The sequence below is a fragment of the Parasphingorhabdus sp. genome, from assembly GCF_036963805.1.
GTDB lineage: Bacteria > Pseudomonadota > Alphaproteobacteria > Sphingomonadales > Sphingomonadaceae > Parasphingorhabdus.
Map to the genome: position 1 here is coordinate 31,692 of NZ_JBALUN010000010.1, position 21,594 is coordinate 53,285.

Consider the following 21,594-nt stretch of genomic DNA (forward strand, 5'->3'; position numbering starts at 1 on the left):
GCTGAGAATAGTCCAGAGAGGCTGTGATGGAGACCTTTGCCGAAAAAAAGACAAATTTAGATCCAGCTGGTATCAGGCGGAGAGACTTTATCCATATTGCGCCAGTATCTTTTGCCGCCGTGGGCCTTGCAGCATCGGCCATACCTCTTGTTGACAGCATGAACCCATCAGCAGACGTGCTGGCGGTTGCTGTGATTGAAGTAGACCTTTCATCAATCGAACCTGGGCAGCGAATAACTGTCAGCTGGCGTAATCAGCCAATATTCATAGTAAGGCGCACCGCAAACGATATTACCCGCGCGCGCGCCGACGATGCCAATCCAGCGCTGATCGATCCCGCAAGCGATAGTTCGCGCGTGCTGCAGACCGAGTGGCTAATTATGATCGGTGTTTGCACCCATCTTGGCTGCATCCCTCTGGGACAAAAAGAGGGGGATATGCAGGGGAAATACGGTGGATGGTTTTGCCCGTGTCACGGTTCGCTTTATGATGCGTCTGGTCGTGTCCGGCGCGGCCCGGCCCCGAGAAATCTCGATATTCCACCATATGTGTTCTTAAGCGGCACACAAATCCGTATCGGATAAGTAGCCTTACGGCATGGCTTTGAAGCGCACCAAATATATATTCAGATTTTACCGCAGATAAAATTTCCACCGGAGTTCAAAACAATAGGCCCATGATAACGAGAAACCGCATATATGCGCTGATAGCTATTTTGATCCTACTCGCGGTTGGGACTTATGTTTACTATGCGCTCCGAGACGATCACCAGACCGATGGGCATATTATTCTGTATGGTAATGTCGATGTCCGCCAAGTTAACCTGGCATTCAAAATTCCCGGCAGGCTTCGTGCAGTCAATGTTGAAGAAGGCGACACTGTTAAGGCCGGAAAGCTGATAGCCATTCTTGAACCGCAAGATTACGAGGACGACGTGAGTTTGTCGCAAGCCAGAGTAAGCGGTCAGGCGGCACAATTGGCGGCGCTGCAAACGGGAACCCGTCCACAGGAAATTGATCAAGCCGCCGCCATACTAGCCGAAGCGAATGCCTCCCTCTCGCTTGCCGAAAATACCTTGAAGCGTCAGCAGTTTTTGGCGGACCGTGATTTTGTCTCCCCTCAAGGCCTTGAAACAGCACAGACCGAAAGAGATCGAGCCGCTGCCTCAAAAGAAGTTGCGGACAAGGCATATAAATTGGCGCGCATCGGGCCGCGCTCTGAAGATATTGAACGTGCCCGGGCTGCGCTAAAAGCGGAACAGGCGGCGCTCAACCTATCTGAACGGCGCCTAAAAGATGCCAATCTCATTGCGCCTTCAGGCGGACGCATATTGACAAGGGTCAGAGAACCCGGTTCGATAATCGGAGCCGGTGAAACAATAGTTTCGGTATCATTGGTTTCGCCGGTCTGGGTGCGCGCTTTCTTGGCGGAGCCAGACCTGGACCGCGTCAAACCAGGAATGAAAGCAGAAGTCCAAACGGATTCCGGCGGAATCTATACCGGAAAAGTCGGATTTATTTCCCCAGTTGCTGAATTTACGCCCAAAACAGTGGAAACGCCAGAACTGCGCACAAGTTTGGTATACCGTGTCAGAATCATTGTTGAAGATGCCGGCTCACGCCTCAAACAGGGCATGCCCGTCACGGTTATTCTCAAACCCACGGTCAAACAGTGAAGCATGACACAGCACTAGTTACGATAAGCGGCGTCTCGAAGCTATTTGAGAATGCCAATATTCCAGCAATTTTTGATCTTACGAGCCAAATTAGGCCGGGGAGAGTGACTGGTCTGGTTGGACCAGATGGTGCCGGGAAAACAACTCTCCTGCGCCTCATTTCTGGTCTTTTGCGGCCGAGTGAAGGGAAACTGGAAGTTTGCGGCTTTGATCCTGTAAAGGAGCCCAATTCGGTTCATGAGGTTGTCGCCTATATGCCCCAACGCTTTGGCCTCTATGACGATCTTACCGTCTTTGAAAATCTCAATTTGTACGCTGATTTAAGGTCAGTAACCGGGCCGCAGCGCGCTGCCACCTTTGAGCGACTGTTGGAGTTTACTGGACTGAAACCCTTCACCAAGCGCTTGGCAGGCGCCTTATCTGGGGGGATGAAACAGAAACTTGGGATTGCGTGCGCTTTGATCGAAACGCCTCGCCTGCTATTGCTCGACGAACCAAGTGTTGGTGTCGATCCTTTGTCCAGGCGGGAATTGTGGCAAATGGTCTACGAATTGGTCGATCAGGGTATTGGTGTGATTTGGAGTACAGCCTATCTGGACGAGGCTGAACGCTGTGCCTCCGTCATGCTACTCAATGAAGGAAAACTTATATATGATGGTCCGCCGGATGCACTCACCGACCGGGTTCAAGGACGAGCCTTTCTCTTAAGCAACATAGAGGGAGACAGGCGGTCAGTGCTCGCGCGCACTCTGGAAAAAACTGCTATTTTAGATGGCGTCATTCAGGGACGAAATATTCGTATCGTAACTGCAAAGGGAGCGATAACCCCTTTACCATCGGATTTATTGGCCGGCGAAGCCGCAATTATGGCTTCCACTCCGCCTCGCTTCGAAGATGCTTTCATGGACCTCATGGGCGGCGGCCAAAAACAGCCCTCGCCCTTTTTGAAATTACAATCGACTAAAGCGCACCAAAACGAAATTGCCGTTGAAGCAATGGGACTAACCCGCCGTTTCGGTGATTTTACGGCCACAGACAACATAAGTTTCGAAGTGAAACGCGGAGAAATATATGGCCTGATTGGACCCAATGGAGCGGGCAAATCGACCACCTTCAAGATGCTATGCGGTCTCCTAAAACCCTCGGAAGGTTTTGCCCGCGTTGCCGGTATGGACTTGCAGAAAGCACCGAGCAAAGCCCGGGCACGCCTAGGTTATATGGCGCAGAAATTTTCACTATATGGTGATCTGAGTGTGAGCCAAAATATGGACTTTTTCGCTGGAATCTATGGGCTGACTGGGAAGAAGCGCCGTGAGGCAATCGAAACACTCGTCTCGACTTTTGGCCTGGCTTCCTATTTGGAAACAAACGCTATCATGTTGCCTTTGGGTTATAAACAGAGACTTGCTTTGGCATGTGCCGTCTTGCACGAACCAGATGTGCTGTTTTTGGATGAACCGACGTCCGGCGTTGATCCCCTGACGCGCCGGGAATTTTGGTCACATATTAATGCAATGGTCGGAAATGGCGTTACCGTCGTTGTCACCACACATTTTTTGGAAGAAGCTGAATATTGCGACCGCATGGCGCTAATTTATCGCGGACGAATGATCGCTGCTGGCGCTCCCGATGAGCTGAAAGCCAGTGCACGTTCAGAAGATATTCCAGAGCCGACACTAGAAGATGCTTTCATCGCGCTGGTGGAAAAAGACGACCGCCAGAGAGAACAGACTTGAGCCGCCGTTTTTTCCCTCTGCCAGTCTCCATGACACGGATGGTCGGGCTAACCCGGAAGGAAACTCTTCAAGTTTTGCGGGATCCCAGCACGATAATGATTGCGGTCATATTACCTCTCCTGCTGTTGTTTCTATTTGGATATGGCGTAACATTTGACCCCCGATCATTTAATGTTGGCTTAGTGATCGAACAACCAACGGCTGAAACAGGAAGTTTTAAGGCGTCTCTAGAAAATTCACGATTTTTCCAAGTGGAAACCAGCCGTGATCGGCGCTTCTTCGAACAAGATCTCGTCGCCGGTCGTCTTAATGGAATCATTATACTAAGAGAAGATTTTGCGCGGGTTGTTTATCGCGCCGACACAGCGCCGATACAGGTCATTGTCGATGGTAGTGATCCCAATACCGCTTATCTTGTTAACAATTATGTACAGCTCCTCTGGGCGAACTGGCTTGAGCAGGTATCTATCAGCAGCGGTCAGTCGCCCGGGCCTCCTCTCGCCAGTCTTGAACCGCAAATATGGTATAATTCTGAAGTCTCCAGCAAAAATTATCTAGTCCCGGGGTCGGTGGCAATCACGCTGACGATGATAGGGGCATTGTTGACGGCGCTGGTAGTTGCGCGCGAATGGGAACGGGGGACCATGGAAGCATTATTGGCCACGCCCGTTGGCATCACTGAACTCATCATCGGAAAAATCATTCCCTATTTCCTCCTCGGACTGGGTTCGATGGTCCTGTCGGTGATAACTGCAATTTTGGTTTTCGACGTTCCTTTCCGGGGGTCATTCTTGCTGTTGCTTCTTACGTCATCCGTATTCATGCTTTGCTCGCTAGGGCAAGGGCTTTTGATTTCGACTATAACCCGCAATCAACTGGTAGCGGCCCAGGTGTCGATATTGAGCGCGTTCCTTCCAGCTTTCTATTTTTCAAACTTTGTATTCGAAATTGATAGCATGCCGTGGGCACTGCGCATGATCAGTTATGCCGTACCGGCGCGTTATTTCGTTTCAAGCCTGCAAACTTTGTTTCTGTCCGGCGATATCTGGTCCGTCATTGGGCCTGATCTCATTGGGCTTGGGCTATTTGCCGTGCTAATTTTTGCGATAACGGCACGCGTGACACGAACGACGTTGGATTAGGGTAGATGTGGCACCGTATTTTGGCTCTAATCATCAAAGAATTGTGGACCAACGCGCGCGATCCTAAAACACGCTGGGTGGTTCTCTTCTCCCCTCCCTTTTTGTTGCTCATATATGCTTTTGCCATAACACAAGATGTCAGCAACGTGCCGATTGCGATATACAATCAAGATATGGGCGTTGAATCGCGAGAATTCATAGGCAGGCTGGAAGGTTCTAGTACCTTCAGCAAGATTGAATATCTACAAAGTTCAGCTGAAATTATCTCCACTATAGAATCCAAAAGTGCCGCGATGGTTATTCAGTTTGGTCCAGACTTCTCGCGTAAACTGGCGGCGGGCGAAGAGGTAAATATCCAAATTATTCTAGATGGTAGGCGTTCGAACACAGCACAGATTTTGATCGGTTACGTTTCACAAATATTGGAAAGCTATAATCGCGAACGGTTGGCCGAGCGCGGATTTAGCGCTCCAACCAAGATCGTCTCTCGCATTTGGTTTAACCCAAATCTAAAACCAATTTGGTCAGCAGTTCCTTCCCTTTTCGCCGTAATGACCGCCATTGTCGGATTTATGATTTCAGCTCTCACTATTGCGCGAGAACGCGAAATGGGTACTTTTGAACAATTACTGGTATCTCCTCTCAAGCCGCTTGAAATACTCATTGGCAAAACTGCGCCAGCATTGCTCATCGCTATTACAAGCGCAACAGCCATGTTAGTCCTTGGGACGCTCGTTCTTGACGTTCCGGTAAGAGGTTCGCTGGTGCTGCTTTATCTATCGATGATCATCTATCTAGCCTCCATCATCGGCATCGGCCTGTTTATCTCTTCTCTCGCTGCCACGCAGCAACAGGCTATAGTCGGCTTGTTTGTTTACATGGTACCTGCGGTTTTGATTTCTGGCTATGCAACACCAGTAGAAAATATGCCGGATTTTCTGCAATGGGTCGCAGAAACCAATCCTATCCGCCACTTCATCGTTATCTGCAAAGGCGTGTTTCTTAAGGACGCGCCATTGGCAGTCGTGTTCCAGCATAGCTGGCCCATGGTGCTGATCGCCTTTGTAACGCTTGGTTCAGGAGCATGGCTGTTCAGGCGGCGCGTTTCTTGATATTCAAAAAAGCTTGGCCCGATGCCTTTTTTCGTATCATGACAAGTTTGATATTTTTCATTGGGCCTCTGTAGATTATTGGGACACAGATTCAGGGTAGGACCCTAAATAAAAGCTGCAATTCCGGTATCGCCCCAATTTGCGATATTCCCGCCGTTGAGTTTGCTCCCTGAAACCAGACATTCAAAACATTATGCCTTATCCGTTCAAAGAAGCTTAGAGGTGGAACATCATAATATGCTTCTTAGTAAATTGGCGGTTCAGTCTTTGGGGTTAAAAGAACGCGCTGCGGATTCTGCATATTTTTTTTCAGGGTTGAGATTAAATCTCTTACATTTATGTGATGCCTTCATCACCTTCATCACCTTCATCACCTTCGTAAGGTTCTTGAATGGCTTTGGGTGGTCGCACAAAATCATGCATACCCATCCACCATTGAACGGCGATGACAGCTCCCTTTGCGGGCTGGAGAAGCGCACCGATCAGGATGATCGCCAAAGAGATTATTATCGCCATGTTTGCCCAAAGTGGCAGGTCAGTCTTGCTGATGATAGCAATCATGATCGGGGCCATGATGTGGCCGGTTAAAATTATGGCGAGATAGGCAGGAAAATCGTCGGCTTGCTGGTGTGTCCAATCCTGATCGCAAACAGAACAATGTTCTATGGGTTTGAGCAATTTGGGAAAGAATTTCGTCCGCCCGCAGCTTGGGCATTGATTGCGCATACCGCGCCATATGGCCTGCCGCCCGGATTGCGGTAGGTGCCATTCCTGCCACGGCATTGGGCGCGTTAATTCTTCTTGATGCTCCTCCAATTTGGCATTTTTGTCCCGATAGAAGCGATCAACCATAGTGTCATATTCAGCCATTAATCTGATCGTCCTCGATGCTTGTTTTATCATCAATATCGCTCGCCCGCTGTTTGGCAATTGCATTATTACGATCATGAGATTTGCCGCCAACGATCGTAACTCCGATAAAAAGAGCCATAAGTATGATCGAGATAATGATGATTGCGACGATCACCATATTGGCCTCCGGTTTTGCTATTGATTGCTTACGATGAAAAGCACCTATACAGTTTAATAGTCATATGATAAAGATGATATTTGATGTTTAATATATCAAGGATGATAAATGATTACTTCACAGCAAATGCGCGCTGCTCGGGCCTTGCTCGGAATTGACCAGCGGCAACTTGCGGGACTTGCCGGACTGTCATTGCCCACAATCCAGCGGATGGAAGCATCGGACGGCCAAGTGCGCGGGGTGGTTGATACTTTGGTAAAAGTTATTCGCGCACTGGAAGTTCAGGGCATAGAACTCATCGGCGACAATGCGCCGAGCACGGGCCGCGGCCGCGGAGTGCGTTTGCGCGAGAATGTGGAAGGAAAATCTGCTGGCAATATCGCTTCGGCTCTTTTCGATCAAACCGAAGTAGACGGTACCCGAGGCTAAACCCCGTGCAAAAATTTGAACCCAAAATAATCACCACCATGCAGGAAGGTTACGATTTCGGCTGCTTCAAGACTGACAGCATCGCTGGGTTGACGGTTGCGATTGTTGCCTTACCTCTATCAATGGCTTTGGCGATTGCCAGCGGCGCATCTCCCGACAAGGGGTTGATTACTGCCGTTGTCGCGGGATTTCTGATTGCACTTTTTGGCGGGTCGCGTGTTCAGGTGGGCGGGCCAACGGGAGCCTTCGTGGTAGTCGTGTTCAACGTCATTGCATTACATGGTTATGATGGCTTGCTGCTGGCAACGGCCATTGCAGGATTCATTCTGTTCATAGCCGGGCTGTTCGAGCTTGGCCGATTGATTAAATTCATTCCGCATCCGGTGGTCACCGGCTTTACCGCCGGGATCGCGGTCATCATTGCGTCCAGCCAGGTGAAGGATTTTCTCGGACTTTCGATGCAGAATGTCCCTGCTGATTTTCTGCCCAAATGGCAGGCCTATTTTGACGCTTTTTCCAGCATACAGGTCATGACAGTAGGTGTCGGTGTAGGCGCGCTGGTTACCATTATGGCTTTGCGAAAATTTGCTCCAAAGCTTCCCGGCTTTTTGATCGCCATTATACTGGCGTCGATTGTGGTGGCGCTGTTGAAGCTACCCGTCGATACTATTGGCACGCGCTTTCCCGATATTCCCTCCGGCCTACCCATGCCATCCTTGCCTGTCGTGTCATGGGAGAAGGTCGCTGAAGTACTGCCGTCCGCTTTCACCATTGCATTTTTGGCTGGCATCGAAGCGCTGCTATCAGCTGTGGTTGCCGATGGAATGATCGGCACGCGGCATCGTTCCAATCAAGAGCTAATGGGGCAAGGTATCGCCAATCTGGGCTCTGTGATGTTTGGCGGGCTGCCTGCAACAGGCGCAATTGCGCGGACGGCCACTAATATCAAAGCGGGAGGGAAAACGCCCGTTGCCGCCATGATGCATTCTGTTTTTATATTGGCGTTCATTTTATTTGGCACGGACCTGATGGCTTATGTGCCGATGGCGGCGCTGGCGGCAATATTGTTCGTCGTGGCATGGGGCATGAGTGAATATGATCGCTTCGTTGCGCTGCTGCGTATGCCCAACAGTGACCGCGCAGTTCTGCTGTTGACCTTTGGATTAACCGTACTAGTTGATTTGACCGTTGCCATTGGTGTTGGCGTTACGCTCGCCTCCTTGTTATTTATGGCGCGAATGAGCGAGACGGTTAGCGTTCAGAATGGCACCGGGATTGGCAAAGACGGCGATCTTGACGAAGATGATCTGGGCCAGCGCGACGACCTGCCTAAGGATGTAGAAGTGTTTCGTATTAATGGGCCTGTGTTTTTTGGTGTGGCAGGTGAACTGCTCGATGCGATGCGCAAGATAGGCCGCAAGCCAAAGGTCATCATTTTGCGGATGCGTCTAGTTCCATTGCTCGATGCAAGCGGTGTCACAATGATCGAAGAGTTTATCGAGCAGGCAAAGCTGTCGGGCGCAAAAATAATTTTGTCCGCCGTCCAACCGCAACCGAGAGAAATGCTGACCCGTGTTGGACTGAACGACAATGAAGACGGACTGTTCTTTGAAAACGACTATAAGGGCGCTCTGGAACTGGCAGAACGCCTTGCGACCATTACAATCCATTGAAATAATACTATTGAGAATGCTTCGACAGCTTTTTGCATATTTAACAGCAAACCTGTTGGGGTGGACGGCCTCCGTACGGCATCGCAATGTGCCAGAGTGAGTCGTTACAACTCAAGCGAAGGAGACCGTCCGTGGAACAGATTAGCCGCATTGGTATGGATACATCAAAGCAATATTTTCAGCTGCATGGCGTAAATGGATCTGAGGAGCCTATTTTGCGCAAGAAGCTGAGGCGCAGCCAGATGGTGACGTTTTTTGAGAAGCTGCCTGCAACAGTGGTAGCGATTGAAGCGTGTAGTGGATCCCACCATTGGTCGCGTCTTTTACAATCATTTGGACATGAAGTGCGGTTACTTTCCCCGCAGCATGTGAAGCCCTATGTAAAGCGCGGCAAGAATGATGCATCTGATGCCGAAGCGTTGTGCGAGGCGATGTCGCGTCCGACGATGCGCTGCGTGCCTACCAAAACGGAAGAGCAGCAAGCGGCGTTGATGCTGGTCACGGTTCGAGATCGCCTGGTGCGCAGGCGTACCCAGCTATCCAATGCCATTCGCGGCCATGCTGGAGAATTTGGCCTAACGGTTGGCCGGGGTCTATGTCATATTAGCAAGCTGTTTGAGCAGATTGCTGCCGATGAGGCGATACCTGCACTGGCACGTGATATGTTCGCGCTGCTGGAAGATGAATATGTTCATCTGCAATCCGAACTTGAAGCCGTTGAAGCGAAGCTATTAGCTTGGCATCGCAGCAACGAATGCAGCCGCCGTTTGGCGCAGAATCCTGGCGTTGGTCCGATTGGGGCATCAATGCTGCTGATGAAAACGCCCGCACCAAGCCTGTTCCGTTCGGGCCGCGATTTTGCTGCCTGGATTGGTCTTACACCAAGAGATCATTCTACCGGCGGCAAGCTCAGGCTTGGCAGGATCACGCGTGCGGGAGATGAAGTCTTGCGCAGCACACTGGTGCAAGGAGCAACATCGCTGCTGTTCCAGGTCCGGCTCGGCAAAAGCAAACACGCCACCCCATGGATGCAAGATATGCTCGAACGCAAGCCGCCCAAGCTTGTCGCCATTGCGCTGGCCAATAAAATCGCCCGGATCGCTTGGAAGCTCATGCTGACCGGCGAAACCTATCAGAACAAAGCTGCGCCGCCTGCAATGGCAACTGCAGCCACAGAGATCAGCCTGCCACGGTGCGCTTAATATGAAAGCGACCGCGCAGAACTGATGCGTGAACTTGCAAGGAAACAGATGGTATGATCGATCGATCCATGACGCGTGACACTCCGAGAATGGCGGTGGCTCCTGAAGCCGCAAACCTGTTTGGAACACGCGCCGCGGAAACCAACTTGGCCAGCGTTTACAAACAAACGCATCAACAGGCCGGACATATGCACGCAAGCGATCCGATCAAATTATCCCTCCAGGCCCTTGTAAGAAGGAGGCCGTCCACATATGCCATTCCGGTTCCCACCCAGTTTGCGACATTACAGCATGGCAGGGTCGAAACAAAAGCAGCCTGACAGCCAACGCCCCTGTGTGGACGGCTCTCCGTTGGTGAGGGTTTGACTGGTGCGTCTGCATTGCTGGTTGGAGCGGTCATGTGTCCGACCTGTTTATGCGGCACATATTGCCGCTGGCCCTAATGCCTTTCGCGCGAAGCGGGTCCCGATCAATTGCACGCACTCGAAGTGCTGGGGCGGTTTGGGTTTTTCCGTTTCGGCGGTTTCAACCGGCTTTTTGCATCAACTCCTGTCGCTCCTTTCCAACCTCGTTAGCGCGCTCTACTCAGCGCTGCTTATATCATGTCGCAACCGGATTGCGATAGTGTTCTCCGCTCATCATCATTGCCCATATCGTGCGCGCGTTTCTGTTGGCCAGTGCAACAGCTGCGACCTTGGCCTTTCGGCGCGCCAGAAGCTGCGAAAGCCAGGGATACTTGTCGCCATAACGCATGGCCTGACGGATGACGGCCATGGCTCCCACGATGAGCATCTGCCGCAGATAGCGATTGCCTGCCTTGGAGATTCCGCCAAGCCGCATTGTAGACCCACTTGAGTTCTGACGCGGAACAAGGCCGATCCAGGCAGCAAGGTTCCGGCCCGATTTGAAGACAGCAGGATCGGTGATCGTTGCAACAAAGGCGCTGGCCAGTAATGGCCCCACTCCCGGGATCTCCATAAGGCGGCGGCCCACGTCCGTTTCGCGGGCCTGCGCCAATATGCGCCGGTCATTCTCCAGTATCTGTTCCTTGACCACCCGCAGCTGGCTCACCAGCATCCCCAGGCAGAAGCGGGCTTCGGCCGGAAGGCGCATGTCTTCAGGGTCTGCGATAACATCGAGCAATCGTTCCAGGCCATTGCGGCCAGCAGGAGCGATAATACCAAACTCGGCCAGATGAGCCCGCATCGCATTCGAGAGCTGTGTCCTCTGACGGTTCAAGATCAGACGCACCCGGTGCAACATCATCGCGCTTTGCTGCTCGGGTGACTTGATGCCGACAAACCGCATAGTCGGGCGCGTCACCGCCTCGCAAATCGCCTCGGCATCGGCAGCATCATTTTTGCCGCGCTTCACATAGGGTTTAACATACTGAGCGGGCATCAGCTTCACCTCATGCCCCAAAGCCACCAGTTCACGAGCCCAGAAATGCGACGAGGAGCACGCCTCAATGCCAATCAGGCAAGGCGACAATCCTGCAAAGAACTTCAATAAGCGGCCGCGCGTCAGGCGCCGCCGAAGAACAGCCTCGCCTTGCACATCCACGCCGTGAACCTGAAAAACAGACTTCGCTATATCCAGACCAATAATCGTAACCGTTCCCATAACTGCTCTCCTTCCAAATTGCCCCGCACACCATAATGCAGGGTAGATGGAGAGCCGTCCACGTCATCAATTGCGGTTGTTTTGGGATGAGCCGAAAATTTCCAATAGCGGGCATTCACAACTCATCGGGTAATCTAGCTAAGTTTTTGCCACACAAACATCGATTGACATTAAATTAGATTACTCTAATTTAGATATTCCTTATATAAGAATCTGTTCGATGCCTGATCAATCTCTGTCCCTACTTTCTGACAAGGCTGCAGAAGCCGCAAACTTGCTTAAAGCGCTTTCTAATGAAAAGCGCTTACTGATAATGTGTCATCTGATTGCCTCCGGTGAACTTACGGTGGGAGCGCTAGTAGATGAAGTTGGCCTTAGTCAGTCGGCATTGTCGCAGCATTTAGCGCGTTTGCGCAGCGATGGGCTAGTGTCATTTCGGCGCGAAGCGCAGACGCTATATTACCGAATTACTGACCCGAACTCAGGCCGTGTGATTGAGGTGTTGCGCGACATTTATTGTCCCGAACTTGGTACTGAAACGTCAGAACAGGGAGAGAGAATTTCATGAATCGACTTACTCAACTCAACACATGGCTTGCACCGGCTGAAATCAGGAAAACTTGGTTTGATCCCATCTTTCGTATTACTACGAGTTTGATATTTGTCATTGGCGGTTTTGGCCATTTTGGTGCCCATCCTCACATGCTTGCCCGGATGGAAGACTCTCCCTGGCGCGATGCTGTAAATATGATTGGCGATCCCTCGTTGTTGCTCTGGACAAGTGGCGCTGTCTTTATTGTTTTCGGGACTGCGCTGGCGTTTGGCTACCTGACTCGGATATCGGCATTGCTGATTCTCCTGACGCTTATTCCCATTACACTGGCCATACACATTGCGCCTGGTCATACAGGGCCGCTATTCAAAAATATCGCTATCATGGGCGCATTGCTCTATTTTTATGCGAACGGACCGGGCCGGTTTGCGATTGACCGACAGGGCAAAGAGCACAGTATTTAATGCACGGAAGGAGAGCGCGAAAATGAAATTTGCAAAATTATACAAGATAATCACAGCTGGCATTTTAGCTATGTCATCGCCGGCGCTTGCCGAACCGACGGAAGTGGTGGTGCGGGTTATCAGTCAGGATGCCAAGTTTGTCGGTGATCAGATGGGCGGTGCCCGAGTTGTATTGCGCGACGCAGAAACCGGGGAAGTGCTGGCCGATGGAATAACAACCGGAGGCACAGGGAACACCAAACAGATTATGGATTCGACAGGGCGAAGCCCAATGCTGGCTACGCCAGACGCCGCAGCGTTCACCACGCAGCTTGATCTGTCGCAACCTACACTCATAACGGCAGAAGTCGTTGGTCCGTTGGCTCAGATGCAAGCCAGCATTCGCGTTACGTCACAGCGCTGGATTGTTCCCGGACAGCCCGTTACCAGCGGAGATGGTTGGGTAGTCGAGTTACCCGGTTTGGCCGTCAACATTATCGCACCACAACCTAATACGCACAGCGCTAAGGGTAGCCGAACAATCGAGGTTATGAGCTCAACCATGCTTATGTGCGGCTGTCCGATTACCAGTGGTGGTCTTTGGGATGCTAAAGACTATGAAGTTGAAGTCGCAGCCTATCAAGCTGGCCGCAAAATCGCCAGCGGCAAGCTTGATTTCGTTGAAGCCCCGGGCCGATTTGGAGGCGATCTCACCCTACCCGAAAAAGGCGCCTACGAGCTGTTCGTATCGGCACGAAATACGCGCACGGGCAATACAGGAGTTGACCGAACCAGCGTTATTGTCCCGTAAATCGATTAGGATCAGACGTTGTGCAGCCATTGGGCGTATCGGAATTGTCAATTTTGTATAATATATGCTGCGAAGATGTGTTGGGTGGTTGAAATTCTTATTTTACAATATCGTCGTTAGTTTGGTGTTTCCAGTACCGGCGCGAACCCGCCGCCCGGCGTCCGCATATTGGTCGTTTGCCCTTGGTACAAGCGCGCCGCAATCAACAACACGTTTCCCTCATAAGTATAAAGCCGCACATCGATCTTCATCTCCAGCGTTTTGCCATCGCGCTCGACGCGGCGGAAACTCGGCGGGGCATAGGTCTGAGCGATATAGTTTCCAACGATGATTTGGGACCAAACCTTGCGGGTCAGCTTGGCTCCACGATAGGCGGCCTTACTGCCATAGCCGCGTGCCGGCTTGAAGAACAAATTGCGGCGATCGGCCCAAAGTGCGTCCGCATTATCGCCGGTAACGAGCACAGTTTTTGGAACAGCAGACTTGAGAATCTTAGCCTCCCCTGCCGCCAATCCCGCTTGAGCAAGTAACGGGGCATCGGAAAGCAGCGCAAGATTGCGTTTGTCGGCAAACATAGCATGAACATGCGGGTTAGGTGTGACGACAACCTTTCCGTGCAAATAAGCGTTCCTGAGCGCTCTATGATCCGGTTCGTCGAGCGTAAAATCGACCAGTCGGTTGTAGACAAGATCGATATGAACCCCGTCAACTGATAGTCCGTCATCAGAAACCACTAGCGTTTTCGGGTCGGCAATGATTACTGAAAAACCGTTCTTTTCTAGCACCGCCTTTGCCAGCAACAATTCTGGGTAGAGATGCTGCGTTTCGGGCTCATCATCGACGATGGCAATTACCGCCGGACGCCCGCTGCGTCTCTGGTGCTTCCACTCACTCTCAAACATGGCGACGATCTCGAGATCAAAATCCTGCTTTGGCCGGGATGGATCGATACCCAAACCCGCCTCGAAGCAACAGACCCGTTGGGCCTTGGCGAGAATAGCGTTGAGAAACGCACCACCCGCATTCGTATTGACTTCAATCAGAACGGGCCCGGCTTCGGTGAGATGAAAGTCATAGCCCATCAGCGCGCCAGCGGGCCCAAAGTCTGCGGCAGAGATATCCGGCGCCCATTCGAGTGCTGCAGCACGAAACGGCGGCAGCGCGACACCCGCTTCAACAGCCTCGACGACCGCCTTCATTGCCGCCATTGTTTCGAGTGACATAAAGACCGGCGAGTTCGCAAAAAGATAGGGGTGCGAGGCCGCCAAGCTAACGCCGAAACCTTCCGAGCCGGCGTTTTCATCTAGTATTTTTACCAACATTTCTTGGTCAAGCGTAATGCATGAACAGGCCGCATTTGCATGCTGAGCACCATTGCGTATCTCCGACCCTGTTTTCATTCCATTCCTTCGTTTGATGGTGAATTTGGTGGCCCATAGACTATGACATTTTCCATGACGAGTGGCCAGGCTCCTGCACAAATATGCTGTACTGGCCGTCCAGAGTACCACAGGAACTCATTGCAAAAGGTTCGCTAGACGGAGGCCTTAAGGCTATTAGTATCGGAACTACACAATATTACAGCATAGCTTTTTCTAGATGGAAATTTGGGTTTTGCTGGTTATTTAACTGTCTCGTTTCTTATTTGATGTCAAAATGATAGTCGATGATGGCCTTCTCTGACTCCATCAAAGCGGTGGTCGTTTTCATGAAATCTCGCGAGTTTAGTTTGGGATCGACGGGTGCCGCAAAGGCTACAGTAATGACGCCCGGCCGCAACGGGCCACCGCCAATCCCCCAGAACGAGCCAGAATTTACAACCATGGGGATAGAAGGCACGTCAAGCATCTTGTAAAGCAGCTCGACGCCGCGTTTAAACTCGATGGGCGCACCGACGCGCTTGCGTGTCCCTTCAGGAAAGATGAGCACGGAGCGCCCGGCGGCTACAGCTGCCCGGCTTTGATCCACCATCTGGCGTAGAGCATTGGCGGCGGCGTCACGATTGATCAGTATCATCGGTGAACGCCGCAAATACCAGCCCATAACAGGGATACGCAGGAGCTCGCGCTTGGCAACAATTGCGACATCTGGAAATAAAACCAACGCGGCTAGGGTTTCCCACATCGATTGATGGTTTGAAATGATCAGGCTAGGCCCTGATGGAGCGCTCTTTCCGTTCCATAATACGTATTTTAGTCCCACAATACCAGAAAGCATAATAAGAATACCGCGCGCCCAGAACCTTGAAAGCATCCGGATGATTTTAGGAGGTGAGCCGCTCAGCCAGAGGAAGGGAATAGCTAATCCAAACAGGGCGGTCCATAGCGCCCATGCAATATAAAATATGATAGAACGCACGGTATCCATATAAAACCTTTGGCATTAACCGAGGTTACATCCCTCATGCCTTAAAGACGCCGCAGCGAAACTTTCGTTACACCGAAAGAGCCAACGGAAAATAGAAAGCTTTTCTACCAGACATTAGTAGATAATTTTCCGGATTGCTGTCACCGTGCACACAAACACATTTGCTGAGAAAAGTTGTCTCGTTTGGATAATCGGTTGCAAATTCCAGACGGGGAGCCAGATCGATTTCCAGTACATTTTTGCATTTTGAAACAATCGAAATATTAGCTGCAGTGAACTTTGCAAGCTTGTCTCTCTTACAGCAGCGACAACAACTTATGGGCCGCGTCTGCGGAAGAGGCTGGATTCTGGCCGGTCACGAGTTTCTCATCGATCACTACAAATGACTCCCAATCGTCACCTTTCTCATAGCTACCACCATTTGAAGCGAGCATATCCTCGACAAGGAACGGTACGATGTCAGTCAAGCCAACGGCCGCCTCTTCTGTGTTGCTAAAACCAGTAACACGTTTGCCCATAACCAGCGGTGTACCATCCACGCTTTTGGTGTGCTTGAATATAGCGGGCGCATGGCAAACGGCACCGATGGGCAGGCCGCTGGCGGCGAAACTCTCGATCAGGCGTTTGCTGTCGGCGTCTTGTACCAAATCCCACAACGGGCCATGTCCGCCCGGATAAAAAATGGCGTTAAAACCCGTATCGCTGACCTGAGCCAATATCTCGGTCTCAGCCAGTGCTTTTTGCGCATCCTTGTCGGCTTTAAATCGCTTGGTCGCCTCGGTTTGTGCATCTTCTTCATCACTTACTGGATCAATCGGCGGCTGTCCGCCCTTAGGCGAGGCCAGGATAATATCCGCGCCGGCATCCTTAAAAACATAATAGGGAGCGGCAAACTCCTCAAGCCAAAAGCCAGTTTTTCTGCCCGATTCGCCCAGCGTATCATGTGAGGTCAGAACTATGAGTATTTTCATGAGTATTTCCCTTTTTTGTCTGTGTCACCCCATTCAAGTGCAGGGCCATCGGCAGCAATAGTTGTCCCTGCATATCCTCCAACAATTGCCGCTAAATGACTGAGAGCGCCTATGGCCGCCTTTCGTCCGGTCGCGCTCACAAACATCTGAGCTGCATCGACTTTCGGTCCCATTGAGCCAGCAGGAAAATCGTAAGCCCCAATTCCATCGACCGTCGCACGCCGGATTTCGCGTTGTGTCGGCCCGCCCCAATCTGAATAAGCGGCCTCGACATCGGTTGCCATTATATAGAGATCAGCATTGAGCTTCCTTGCCAGAAGTTCGCTCGCATAATCTTTATCAATTACAGCCTCAACGCCTTCAAGCTTGCCCTCGGTATTTTGCACAGCAGGAATCCCTCCCCCACCGGCACATATCACAATAGCACCTTTTTCAATCAACCAGCGAATAGGTTCAATCTCGAGGATTCTGACAGGCCGGGGGGACGCCACAACTCGCCGCCACCCGTTCCCGTCCTTCTTTACCCGCCAACCTTTCTCAGCAGCAAGCTGGTCCGCTTCGCTCTTTGCATATATAGGGCCAACAAATTTTGTTGGTTCTGCAAATGCTGGATCATCCGCATTAACCTGAATCATCGTCAAAACGGTGGCAAATTGCTTGCCGTTGGGCATAAGATTGGCCAGCTCCTGCTCAATCATATAGCCAATCATTCCCTCTGTTTCCGCGCCAAGCACGTCCAATGGAAAAACTTCATCAGGCTTGTAAGCCGAGCCTTGCAACGCGAGAAGGCCCACTTGAGGCCCATTACCATGAGTTATAACTAGCTCATGTTCAGCGGCGATCGGGGCAAGCGCATTGGCTGCAACCCTGACATTTTCACGTTGATTTTCTGCTGTAAGGGCCTGTCCTCGCCGGAGCAGTGCATTCCCGCCTAGGGCAACTACTATGCGCATGACCTATGCTCCGATCGTCGAGACAAGGATTGCTTTGATGGTATGAAGCCGGTTTTCAGCCTGATCAAATTGGATGCCTGCAGGTGACTCAAAAACTTCGTCTGTAACTTCCATTTCAGTAATCCCGAATTTTTTGAATATGTCTTTGCCGATTTCGGTCTCATCATTATGAAAAGCGGGCAAGCAATGCATGAACTTGGCGGCGGGATTGCCGGTGGCATCCATCAAAGCTTTATTGACCTGATAGGGCATGAGCAGCTTGATGCGCTCGGCCCAGACATCCTCTGCCTCTCCCATTGAGACCCAGACGTCAGTACTGACAAAATCACAATCCGCTACGGCCGCAACCGGATCCTCCGTAATAGTCAGCCGGGCGCCCGATTTTTCGGCAAACTCTCGTGCCGGTTTGACATATTCGTCGGTCGGCCAATTCGCTTTCGGTGCGCCAATCCGCACATCCATGCCCATCATGCATCCTGCAATCATGAGCGAATGCCCAACATTACTGCGCCCGTCTCCGACAAACGCATAGGAAATTTGATTCAACGGCTTACCTCCATGCTCTCGCATCGTCATGAGGTCGGCAAGCATCTGGGTTGGATGAAACTCATCAGTCAATCCGTTATACACTGGTACACCGGCAAATCTGGCAAGCACTTCTACTGTATCTTGACCAAAGCCGCGATATTCTATCGCATCATACATGCGGCCCAGCACACGGGCGGTGTCCTTCATTGTCTCCTTATGGCCGATGTGAGAACCTGATGGCCCGAGATAGGTATATCCGGCGCCCTGATCCATCAAAGCAACTTCAAATGCGCACATTGTCCTTGTCGAACTCTTTTCGAAAATTAGGCATACATTCTTACCCTTGAGATGTTGATGCTCAGTCCCCGCATATTTCGCACGCTTTAGATCGCGTGCCAAATCCAGCAAATACTGGACTGCTTTTTCGTCAAAATCGAGCAACTTCAGGAAGCTGCGACCTGCTAAATTATATGGCATTTATAGTGTCCTCAAAATGGAGTTAAGTGATCAACCTGTTCAAAATTCTACTGGGTCGCGCCAAACCGGACAGGTCATGCAATGTCCGCCGCCGCGGCCGCGCCCAAGTTCAGAACCTTTCACCGTGATAACTTCGACGCCTGCTTTGCGAAGCAAAGTATTGGTCGAAGTGTTTCGGTCGTAAGCGATGACGACCCCTGGCTCGATTGCCACTACATTGTTACCGTCGTCCCATTGTTCTCGCTCTTGCTGATAGGCATCGCCTCCAGTTTGCACGATATTTAGCTTTTTAATGCCAAGGGCTTCGGCGGCGATTTCGAAGAGATGCTTATCTTCTGTCCTGAAATCGATTTCATTCGGCTTGTCGCCAGGCCTCAAACTGTAGCATTGAATCTGATCGCAGACTTCAACAAAGGCAGTCGCGACGTCTTTGTCGCAATGGGTAAAAACAGTGTCCAAATGCATTGAACTGCGCGATCGCGGCATCTGGCAGGCAACAACGCGTGTAGCGACATCATTTTGAAACAAGGAACGCGCAACTTGCCCGACTGCTTGTGGGGATGTCCTCTCGCCCATTCCAATAAGAACCGTTCCGTCACCCCAAGGCATGACATCACCTCCCTCAAGAGTTGCCGGACCGTGGTTGGTGTCAGGGTCTCCCCACCATATTTTAAAGTCTCCCTCTGAAAAAGCTGGATGAAAACGATAAACCGCAGCGACCAAAAGGGTTTCGGGTCGACGCGCTGGCCAATACATTGGATTCAGAGTCAATCCATTTCCTATCCAGCAGCTATTGTCGCGCGGAAATTGCGTATTTGGCAAGGGCGGTATTATGAATCCGTCAACGCCCAAATAGCTTCCGAACATACCGTGCACTGCAAAAGGAACATCATGAACAGCGATGCCTCCAATTAGAAACTGAGCCAGCTGATCAGCGGCAAGCTCGTTCAACCAAGCCCGAAGCTCGCCAATCAGACCTATTCCCACCTGATCCTCTGTAATGCGACGATCAAGAACCCACGCGCGCGCCTCAACCTTCTTCAATATATCCCGTAAAAGCTCGCTGAATTCGTAGACTTCGACGCCTCTATCAGTCATTTTCATTCTGAAATCGGCGTGATCGGTTCGCGCTTTTTGAACCCACAATACATCATCATACAGCAGCCTTTCAGCATTTTCCGGGGTTAGCCGCGAATGCGCTAAACCTGGTTGGCAGGTTATCACCTTACGAAGCTTACCAATCTCTGAGTGAACACCAAATCCGGTCATGACTAATTTCCTTTTTTCGTTTTTTGAAAATGCAAAAATTCAATCCTAAAACTATTCGTTTGAGAACCAGAAAGTACCGCGAGACTCGTAAAGCCGTTCTCAAAGTCTTCAGAAAACCAACTGACGGCATCTGTTTGTCCAGAATGTGCCAACATCAGGCGGCTATCACGGAAATGCTGAGCCCTGCCATGATGAGTACAGTTAGCAGAACCAAAAGCGGCCACATAAAACGAAGCCACCGGTTGTAGGGGACCCCGCCAATGGCCAGCGCGCCCATAACAACTGCGAAGGTTGGATTGATAAGATTTACAAGGCCATTGGCAGATTGATACGCCGTCACCACTAATGATCGATCAACTTGGGCAAAGTCTGCCAGAGGAGCCATAATGGGCATTGTAAGCACCGCGAGACCTGAGGATGACGGAACAAAAAAGGATAAAACCAATTCTATCCCAAACGACACATTCACAAAGCCCACGGGGGAAAGGCCGCTGAGAAGGTCCGCGCCAGCGAATAATATCGTGTCAGTTATCTTTCCGGCGTCCATGATCACAACAATGCCCCGGGCGATGCCGATGATAAGCGCCACACCTAATAAATCGCGGGCGCCGCTGACGAACGATCCGGTGAATTTTTCTTCGCCCATCCAGGTAACCAAAGCTACAACAATGGCGGCAAACAGAAACAGGGCGGACATTTTGTCCATCCACCAACCTTGGGAGGATACGCCCCAGATCATCACAGCGAATGTTAATATGAAGATGCCCAAAACAGCGAATTGAGACCACGACAGATTGTCGCTGTCGGTTTCCGTCACTTCGTCTGTTGAAGGCGTATCAACTGGCGAAGCCAAGTCTGCCAGAATCGATTTTGACGGATCCTTTTTGACACGGGCAGCATAGCGCATGACATAGGCCACACACGCTGTCCAACCTAGGACAAGCAATATGGCCCGCAAGGCCAAGCCATCTGTGAACGGAATACCAGCGGCATTGGATGCAATCACGGTGGCAAATGGGTTGATGGTTGAGCCCAGAACGCCAATGCCGGCACCCAACAATATCACCGCAACCGCAACGACCTTGTCATAGCCCGCAGCAATCAGCACCGGGATAAGAAGCGCATAAAATGCGAGCGTCTCTTCAGCCATCCCAATCGTCGTGCCCCCTACTGCAAACAGCGCCATCAATATCGGGATCATCAAAATTTCATGTCCCTTTAATCGCTGCATGGCTCTTGCAATGCCCTTCTCAATCGCTCCGGTGCTGTTCACGACTCCCAGAAATCCGCCGATTATTAACACGAATAGAGCGACATCAATCGCACGAGCTTTCCCGGTATCAGAATCGTAAAAGCCTCCAATTGGGGCTAGAAAAACATCAACGACGCCTTGGGGGTTGGCCTCAACAGGCTTGTAGGAACCGGGAACCGGAACCTCCTGTCCCAGTTCAACGCTTTCAATTCGGTCATACTGGCCCGCTGGAACGACCCAACTTGCAGCCGCGGCAAGGGCAATCAGGGCGAAGAGGATCGTATATGCGGTTGGGAATTTGAAAGATCTGGTTTTTGTTGGAGCGCTGTCGGTCTTGTCGGTCATGTT

General features: G+C 51.1%; 22 protein-coding genes. 12 read left to right on the top strand and 10 right to left on the bottom strand.

Annotated elements, in window-relative coordinates:
• Positions 1-26: 26 nt before the first annotated feature.
• The 5 genes from petA (at position 27) to V7676_RS16225 (ending at position 5,665) form a co-directional block, all read left to right on the top strand.
• Entirely contained in the window at positions 27-584 is a 558-nt protein-coding gene (petA, locus tag V7676_RS16205; protein WP_335660650.1) for a ubiquinol-cytochrome c reductase iron-sulfur subunit, read from the top strand.
• A gap of 92 nt (positions 585-676) precedes the next feature.
• Positions 677-1,675, top strand: coding sequence for an HlyD family efflux transporter periplasmic adaptor subunit (locus tag V7676_RS16210; protein WP_335660651.1), 999 nt, complete (start codon positions 677-679; stop codon positions 1,673-1,675).
• Positions 1,672-3,411, top strand: a complete 1,740-nt coding sequence (locus tag V7676_RS16215; RefSeq protein ID WP_335660652.1) for an ATP-binding cassette domain-containing protein — start codon at positions 1,672-1,674, stop codon at positions 3,409-3,411. The genes V7676_RS16210 and V7676_RS16215 overlap by 4 nt, the downstream gene beginning before the upstream one ends.
• Positions 3,408-4,553, top strand: coding sequence for an ABC transporter permease (locus V7676_RS16220; protein WP_335660653.1), 1,146 nt, complete (start codon positions 3,408-3,410; stop codon positions 4,551-4,553). Before V7676_RS16215 ends, V7676_RS16220 begins: the two co-directional genes overlap by 4 nt.
• Positions 4,554-4,558: 5 nt before the next feature.
• Positions 4,559-5,665 carry an ABC transporter permease gene (locus V7676_RS16225; protein ID WP_335660654.1) on the top strand — a complete coding sequence of 369 codons (1,107 nt, stop codon included), beginning with the start codon at positions 4,559-4,561 and terminating at the stop codon, positions 5,663-5,665.
• Between the two features lie 336 nt (positions 5,666-6,001).
• Here the strand turns inward: V7676_RS16225 and V7676_RS16230 are convergent, their stop codons facing one another.
• Positions 6,002-6,535, bottom strand: a complete 534-nt coding sequence (locus tag V7676_RS16230) for a DUF983 domain-containing protein (RefSeq protein WP_335660655.1) — start codon at positions 6,533-6,535, stop codon at positions 6,002-6,004.
• Complete coding sequence (locus V7676_RS16235; RefSeq protein WP_335660656.1) at positions 6,528-6,695, bottom strand: hypothetical protein; 168 nt, start codon at positions 6,693-6,695, stop codon at positions 6,528-6,530. The genes V7676_RS16230 and V7676_RS16235 overlap by 8 nt, the downstream gene beginning before the upstream one ends.
• Before the next feature lie 108 nt (positions 6,696-6,803).
• Here V7676_RS16235 and V7676_RS16240 point away from each other — a divergent pair, with 108 nt between their 5' ends.
• From V7676_RS16240 to V7676_RS16255, 4 genes are all read left to right on the top strand, one after another.
• Positions 6,804-7,124 carry a helix-turn-helix domain-containing protein gene (locus tag V7676_RS16240; RefSeq protein ID WP_335660657.1) on the top strand — a complete coding sequence of 107 codons (321 nt, stop codon included), beginning with the start codon at positions 6,804-6,806 and terminating at the stop codon, positions 7,122-7,124.
• A gap of 5 nt (positions 7,125-7,129) precedes the next feature.
• Positions 7,130-8,797, top strand: a complete 1,668-nt coding sequence (locus V7676_RS16245) for a SulP family inorganic anion transporter (RefSeq protein ID WP_335660658.1) — start codon at positions 7,130-7,132, stop codon at positions 8,795-8,797.
• A 131-nt stretch (positions 8,798-8,928) separates the two neighbouring features.
• Positions 8,929-9,999, top strand: a complete 1,071-nt coding sequence (locus V7676_RS16250) for an IS110 family transposase (RefSeq protein WP_335660659.1) — start codon at positions 8,929-8,931, stop codon at positions 9,997-9,999.
• 53 nt (positions 10,000-10,052) lie between these two features.
• Positions 10,053-10,319, top strand: a complete 267-nt coding sequence (locus tag V7676_RS16255) for a hypothetical protein (RefSeq protein ID WP_335660660.1) — start codon at positions 10,053-10,055, stop codon at positions 10,317-10,319.
• 280 nt (positions 10,320-10,599) lie between these two features.
• Here the strand turns inward: V7676_RS16255 and V7676_RS16260 are convergent, their stop codons facing one another.
• Positions 10,600-11,622 carry an IS110 family transposase gene (locus V7676_RS16260; RefSeq protein ID WP_335660661.1) on the bottom strand — a complete coding sequence of 341 codons (1,023 nt, stop codon included), beginning with the start codon at positions 11,620-11,622 and terminating at the stop codon, positions 10,600-10,602.
• Positions 11,623-11,842: 220 nt separating this feature from the next.
• Here V7676_RS16260 and V7676_RS16265 point away from each other — a divergent pair, with 220 nt between their 5' ends.
• Genes V7676_RS16265 through V7676_RS16275 form a run of 3 tightly spaced genes read left to right on the top strand, consistent with a single transcriptional unit; the run spans position 11,843 to position 13,429 of the window.
• Positions 11,843-12,190 (top strand): ArsR/SmtB family transcription factor, encoded by a 348-nt coding sequence (locus V7676_RS16265; RefSeq protein WP_335660662.1) that lies wholly within the window; start codon positions 11,843-11,845, stop codon positions 12,188-12,190.
• Positions 12,187-12,639: a DoxX family protein gene (locus tag V7676_RS16270; RefSeq protein WP_335660663.1), complete on the top strand. Its 453-nt coding sequence runs from the start codon at positions 12,187-12,189 to the stop codon at positions 12,637-12,639. The genes V7676_RS16265 and V7676_RS16270 overlap by 4 nt, the downstream gene beginning before the upstream one ends.
• Before the next feature lie 22 nt (positions 12,640-12,661).
• Positions 12,662-13,429 (top strand): hypothetical protein, encoded by a 768-nt coding sequence (locus tag V7676_RS16275; RefSeq protein WP_066746010.1) that lies wholly within the window; start codon positions 12,662-12,664, stop codon positions 13,427-13,429.
• A 116-nt stretch (positions 13,430-13,545) separates the two neighbouring features.
• Here V7676_RS16275 and V7676_RS16280 read toward each other — a convergent pair whose 3' ends face one another.
• The 7 genes from V7676_RS16280 to V7676_RS16310 form a co-directional block, all read right to left on the bottom strand.
• Positions 13,546-14,829 (bottom strand): hypothetical protein, encoded by a 1,284-nt coding sequence (locus V7676_RS16280; protein ID WP_335660664.1) that lies wholly within the window; start codon positions 14,827-14,829, stop codon positions 13,546-13,548.
• Positions 14,830-15,070: 241 nt separating this feature from the next.
• Complete coding sequence (locus V7676_RS16285; protein ID WP_335660665.1) at positions 15,071-15,796, bottom strand: lysophospholipid acyltransferase family protein; 726 nt, start codon at positions 15,794-15,796, stop codon at positions 15,071-15,073.
• A 296-nt stretch (positions 15,797-16,092) separates the two neighbouring features.
• Positions 16,093-16,767 carry a type 1 glutamine amidotransferase domain-containing protein gene (locus tag V7676_RS16290; RefSeq protein ID WP_335660666.1) on the bottom strand — a complete coding sequence of 225 codons (675 nt, stop codon included), beginning with the start codon at positions 16,765-16,767 and terminating at the stop codon, positions 16,093-16,095.
• Entirely contained in the window at positions 16,764-17,720 is a 957-nt protein-coding gene (gene arcC, locus V7676_RS16295) for a carbamate kinase (RefSeq protein WP_335660667.1), read from the bottom strand. The genes V7676_RS16290 and arcC overlap by 4 nt, the downstream gene beginning before the upstream one ends.
• 3 nt (positions 17,721-17,723) lie before the next feature.
• Positions 17,724-18,725, bottom strand: a complete 1,002-nt coding sequence (gene argF, locus V7676_RS16300; protein WP_335660668.1) for an ornithine carbamoyltransferase — start codon at positions 18,723-18,725, stop codon at positions 17,724-17,726.
• A 39-nt stretch (positions 18,726-18,764) separates the two neighbouring features.
• Entirely contained in the window at positions 18,765-19,994 is a 1,230-nt protein-coding gene (locus V7676_RS16305; protein ID WP_335660669.1) for an arginine deiminase, read from the bottom strand.
• Between the two features lie 154 nt (positions 19,995-20,148).
• Positions 20,149-21,591, bottom strand: coding sequence for a YfcC family protein (locus V7676_RS16310; protein WP_335660670.1), 1,443 nt, complete (start codon positions 21,589-21,591; stop codon positions 20,149-20,151).
• Positions 21,592-21,594: the final 3 nt, after the last annotated feature.

What these genes read in the sequence shown, in the direction of transcription:
- V7676_RS16290 (WP_335660666.1), bottom strand. Translation starts at nt 16,767, where the DNA reads ATGAAAATACTCATAGTTCTGACCTCACATGATACGCTGGGCGAATCG.
- V7676_RS16305 (WP_335660669.1), bottom strand. Translation starts at nt 19,994, where the DNA reads ATGACCGGATTTGGTGTTCACTCAGAGATTGGTAAGCTTCGTAAGGTG.
- argF (WP_335660668.1), bottom strand. Translation starts at nt 18,725, where the DNA reads ATGCCATATAATTTAGCAGGTCGCAGCTTCCTGAAGTTGCTCGATTTT.
- V7676_RS16210 (WP_335660651.1), top strand. Translation starts at nt 677, where the DNA reads ATGATAACGAGAAACCGCATATATGCGCTGATAGCTATTTTGATCCTA.
- V7676_RS16280 (WP_335660664.1), bottom strand. Translation starts at nt 14,829, where the DNA reads ATGAAAACAGGGTCGGAGATACGCAATGGTGCTCAGCATGCAAATGCG.
- V7676_RS16260 (WP_335660661.1), bottom strand. Translation starts at nt 11,622, where the DNA reads ATGGGAACGGTTACGATTATTGGTCTGGATATAGCGAAGTCTGTTTTT.
- V7676_RS16275 (WP_066746010.1), top strand. Translation starts at nt 12,662, where the DNA reads ATGAAATTTGCAAAATTATACAAGATAATCACAGCTGGCATTTTAGCT.
- V7676_RS16310 (WP_335660670.1), bottom strand. Translation starts at nt 21,591, where the DNA reads ATGACCGACAAGACCGACAGCGCTCCAACAAAAACCAGATCTTTCAAA.
- V7676_RS16265 (WP_335660662.1), top strand. Translation starts at nt 11,843, where the DNA reads ATGCCTGATCAATCTCTGTCCCTACTTTCTGACAAGGCTGCAGAAGCC.
- V7676_RS16225 (WP_335660654.1), top strand. Translation starts at nt 4,559, where the DNA reads ATGTGGCACCGTATTTTGGCTCTAATCATCAAAGAATTGTGGACCAAC.
- V7676_RS16285 (WP_335660665.1), bottom strand. Translation starts at nt 15,796, where the DNA reads ATGGATACCGTGCGTTCTATCATATTTTATATTGCATGGGCGCTATGG.
- V7676_RS16240 (WP_335660657.1), top strand. Translation starts at nt 6,804, where the DNA reads ATGATTACTTCACAGCAAATGCGCGCTGCTCGGGCCTTGCTCGGAATT.
- V7676_RS16255 (WP_335660660.1), top strand. Translation starts at nt 10,053, where the DNA reads ATGATCGATCGATCCATGACGCGTGACACTCCGAGAATGGCGGTGGCT.
- V7676_RS16230 (WP_335660655.1), bottom strand. Translation starts at nt 6,535, where the DNA reads ATGGCTGAATATGACACTATGGTTGATCGCTTCTATCGGGACAAAAAT.
- petA (WP_335660650.1), top strand. Translation starts at nt 27, where the DNA reads ATGGAGACCTTTGCCGAAAAAAAGACAAATTTAGATCCAGCTGGTATC.
- V7676_RS16235 (WP_335660656.1), bottom strand. Translation starts at nt 6,695, where the DNA reads ATGGTGATCGTCGCAATCATCATTATCTCGATCATACTTATGGCTCTT.
- V7676_RS16270 (WP_335660663.1), top strand. Translation starts at nt 12,187, where the DNA reads ATGAATCGACTTACTCAACTCAACACATGGCTTGCACCGGCTGAAATC.
- arcC (WP_335660667.1), bottom strand. Translation starts at nt 17,720, where the DNA reads ATGCGCATAGTAGTTGCCCTAGGCGGGAATGCACTGCTCCGGCGAGGA.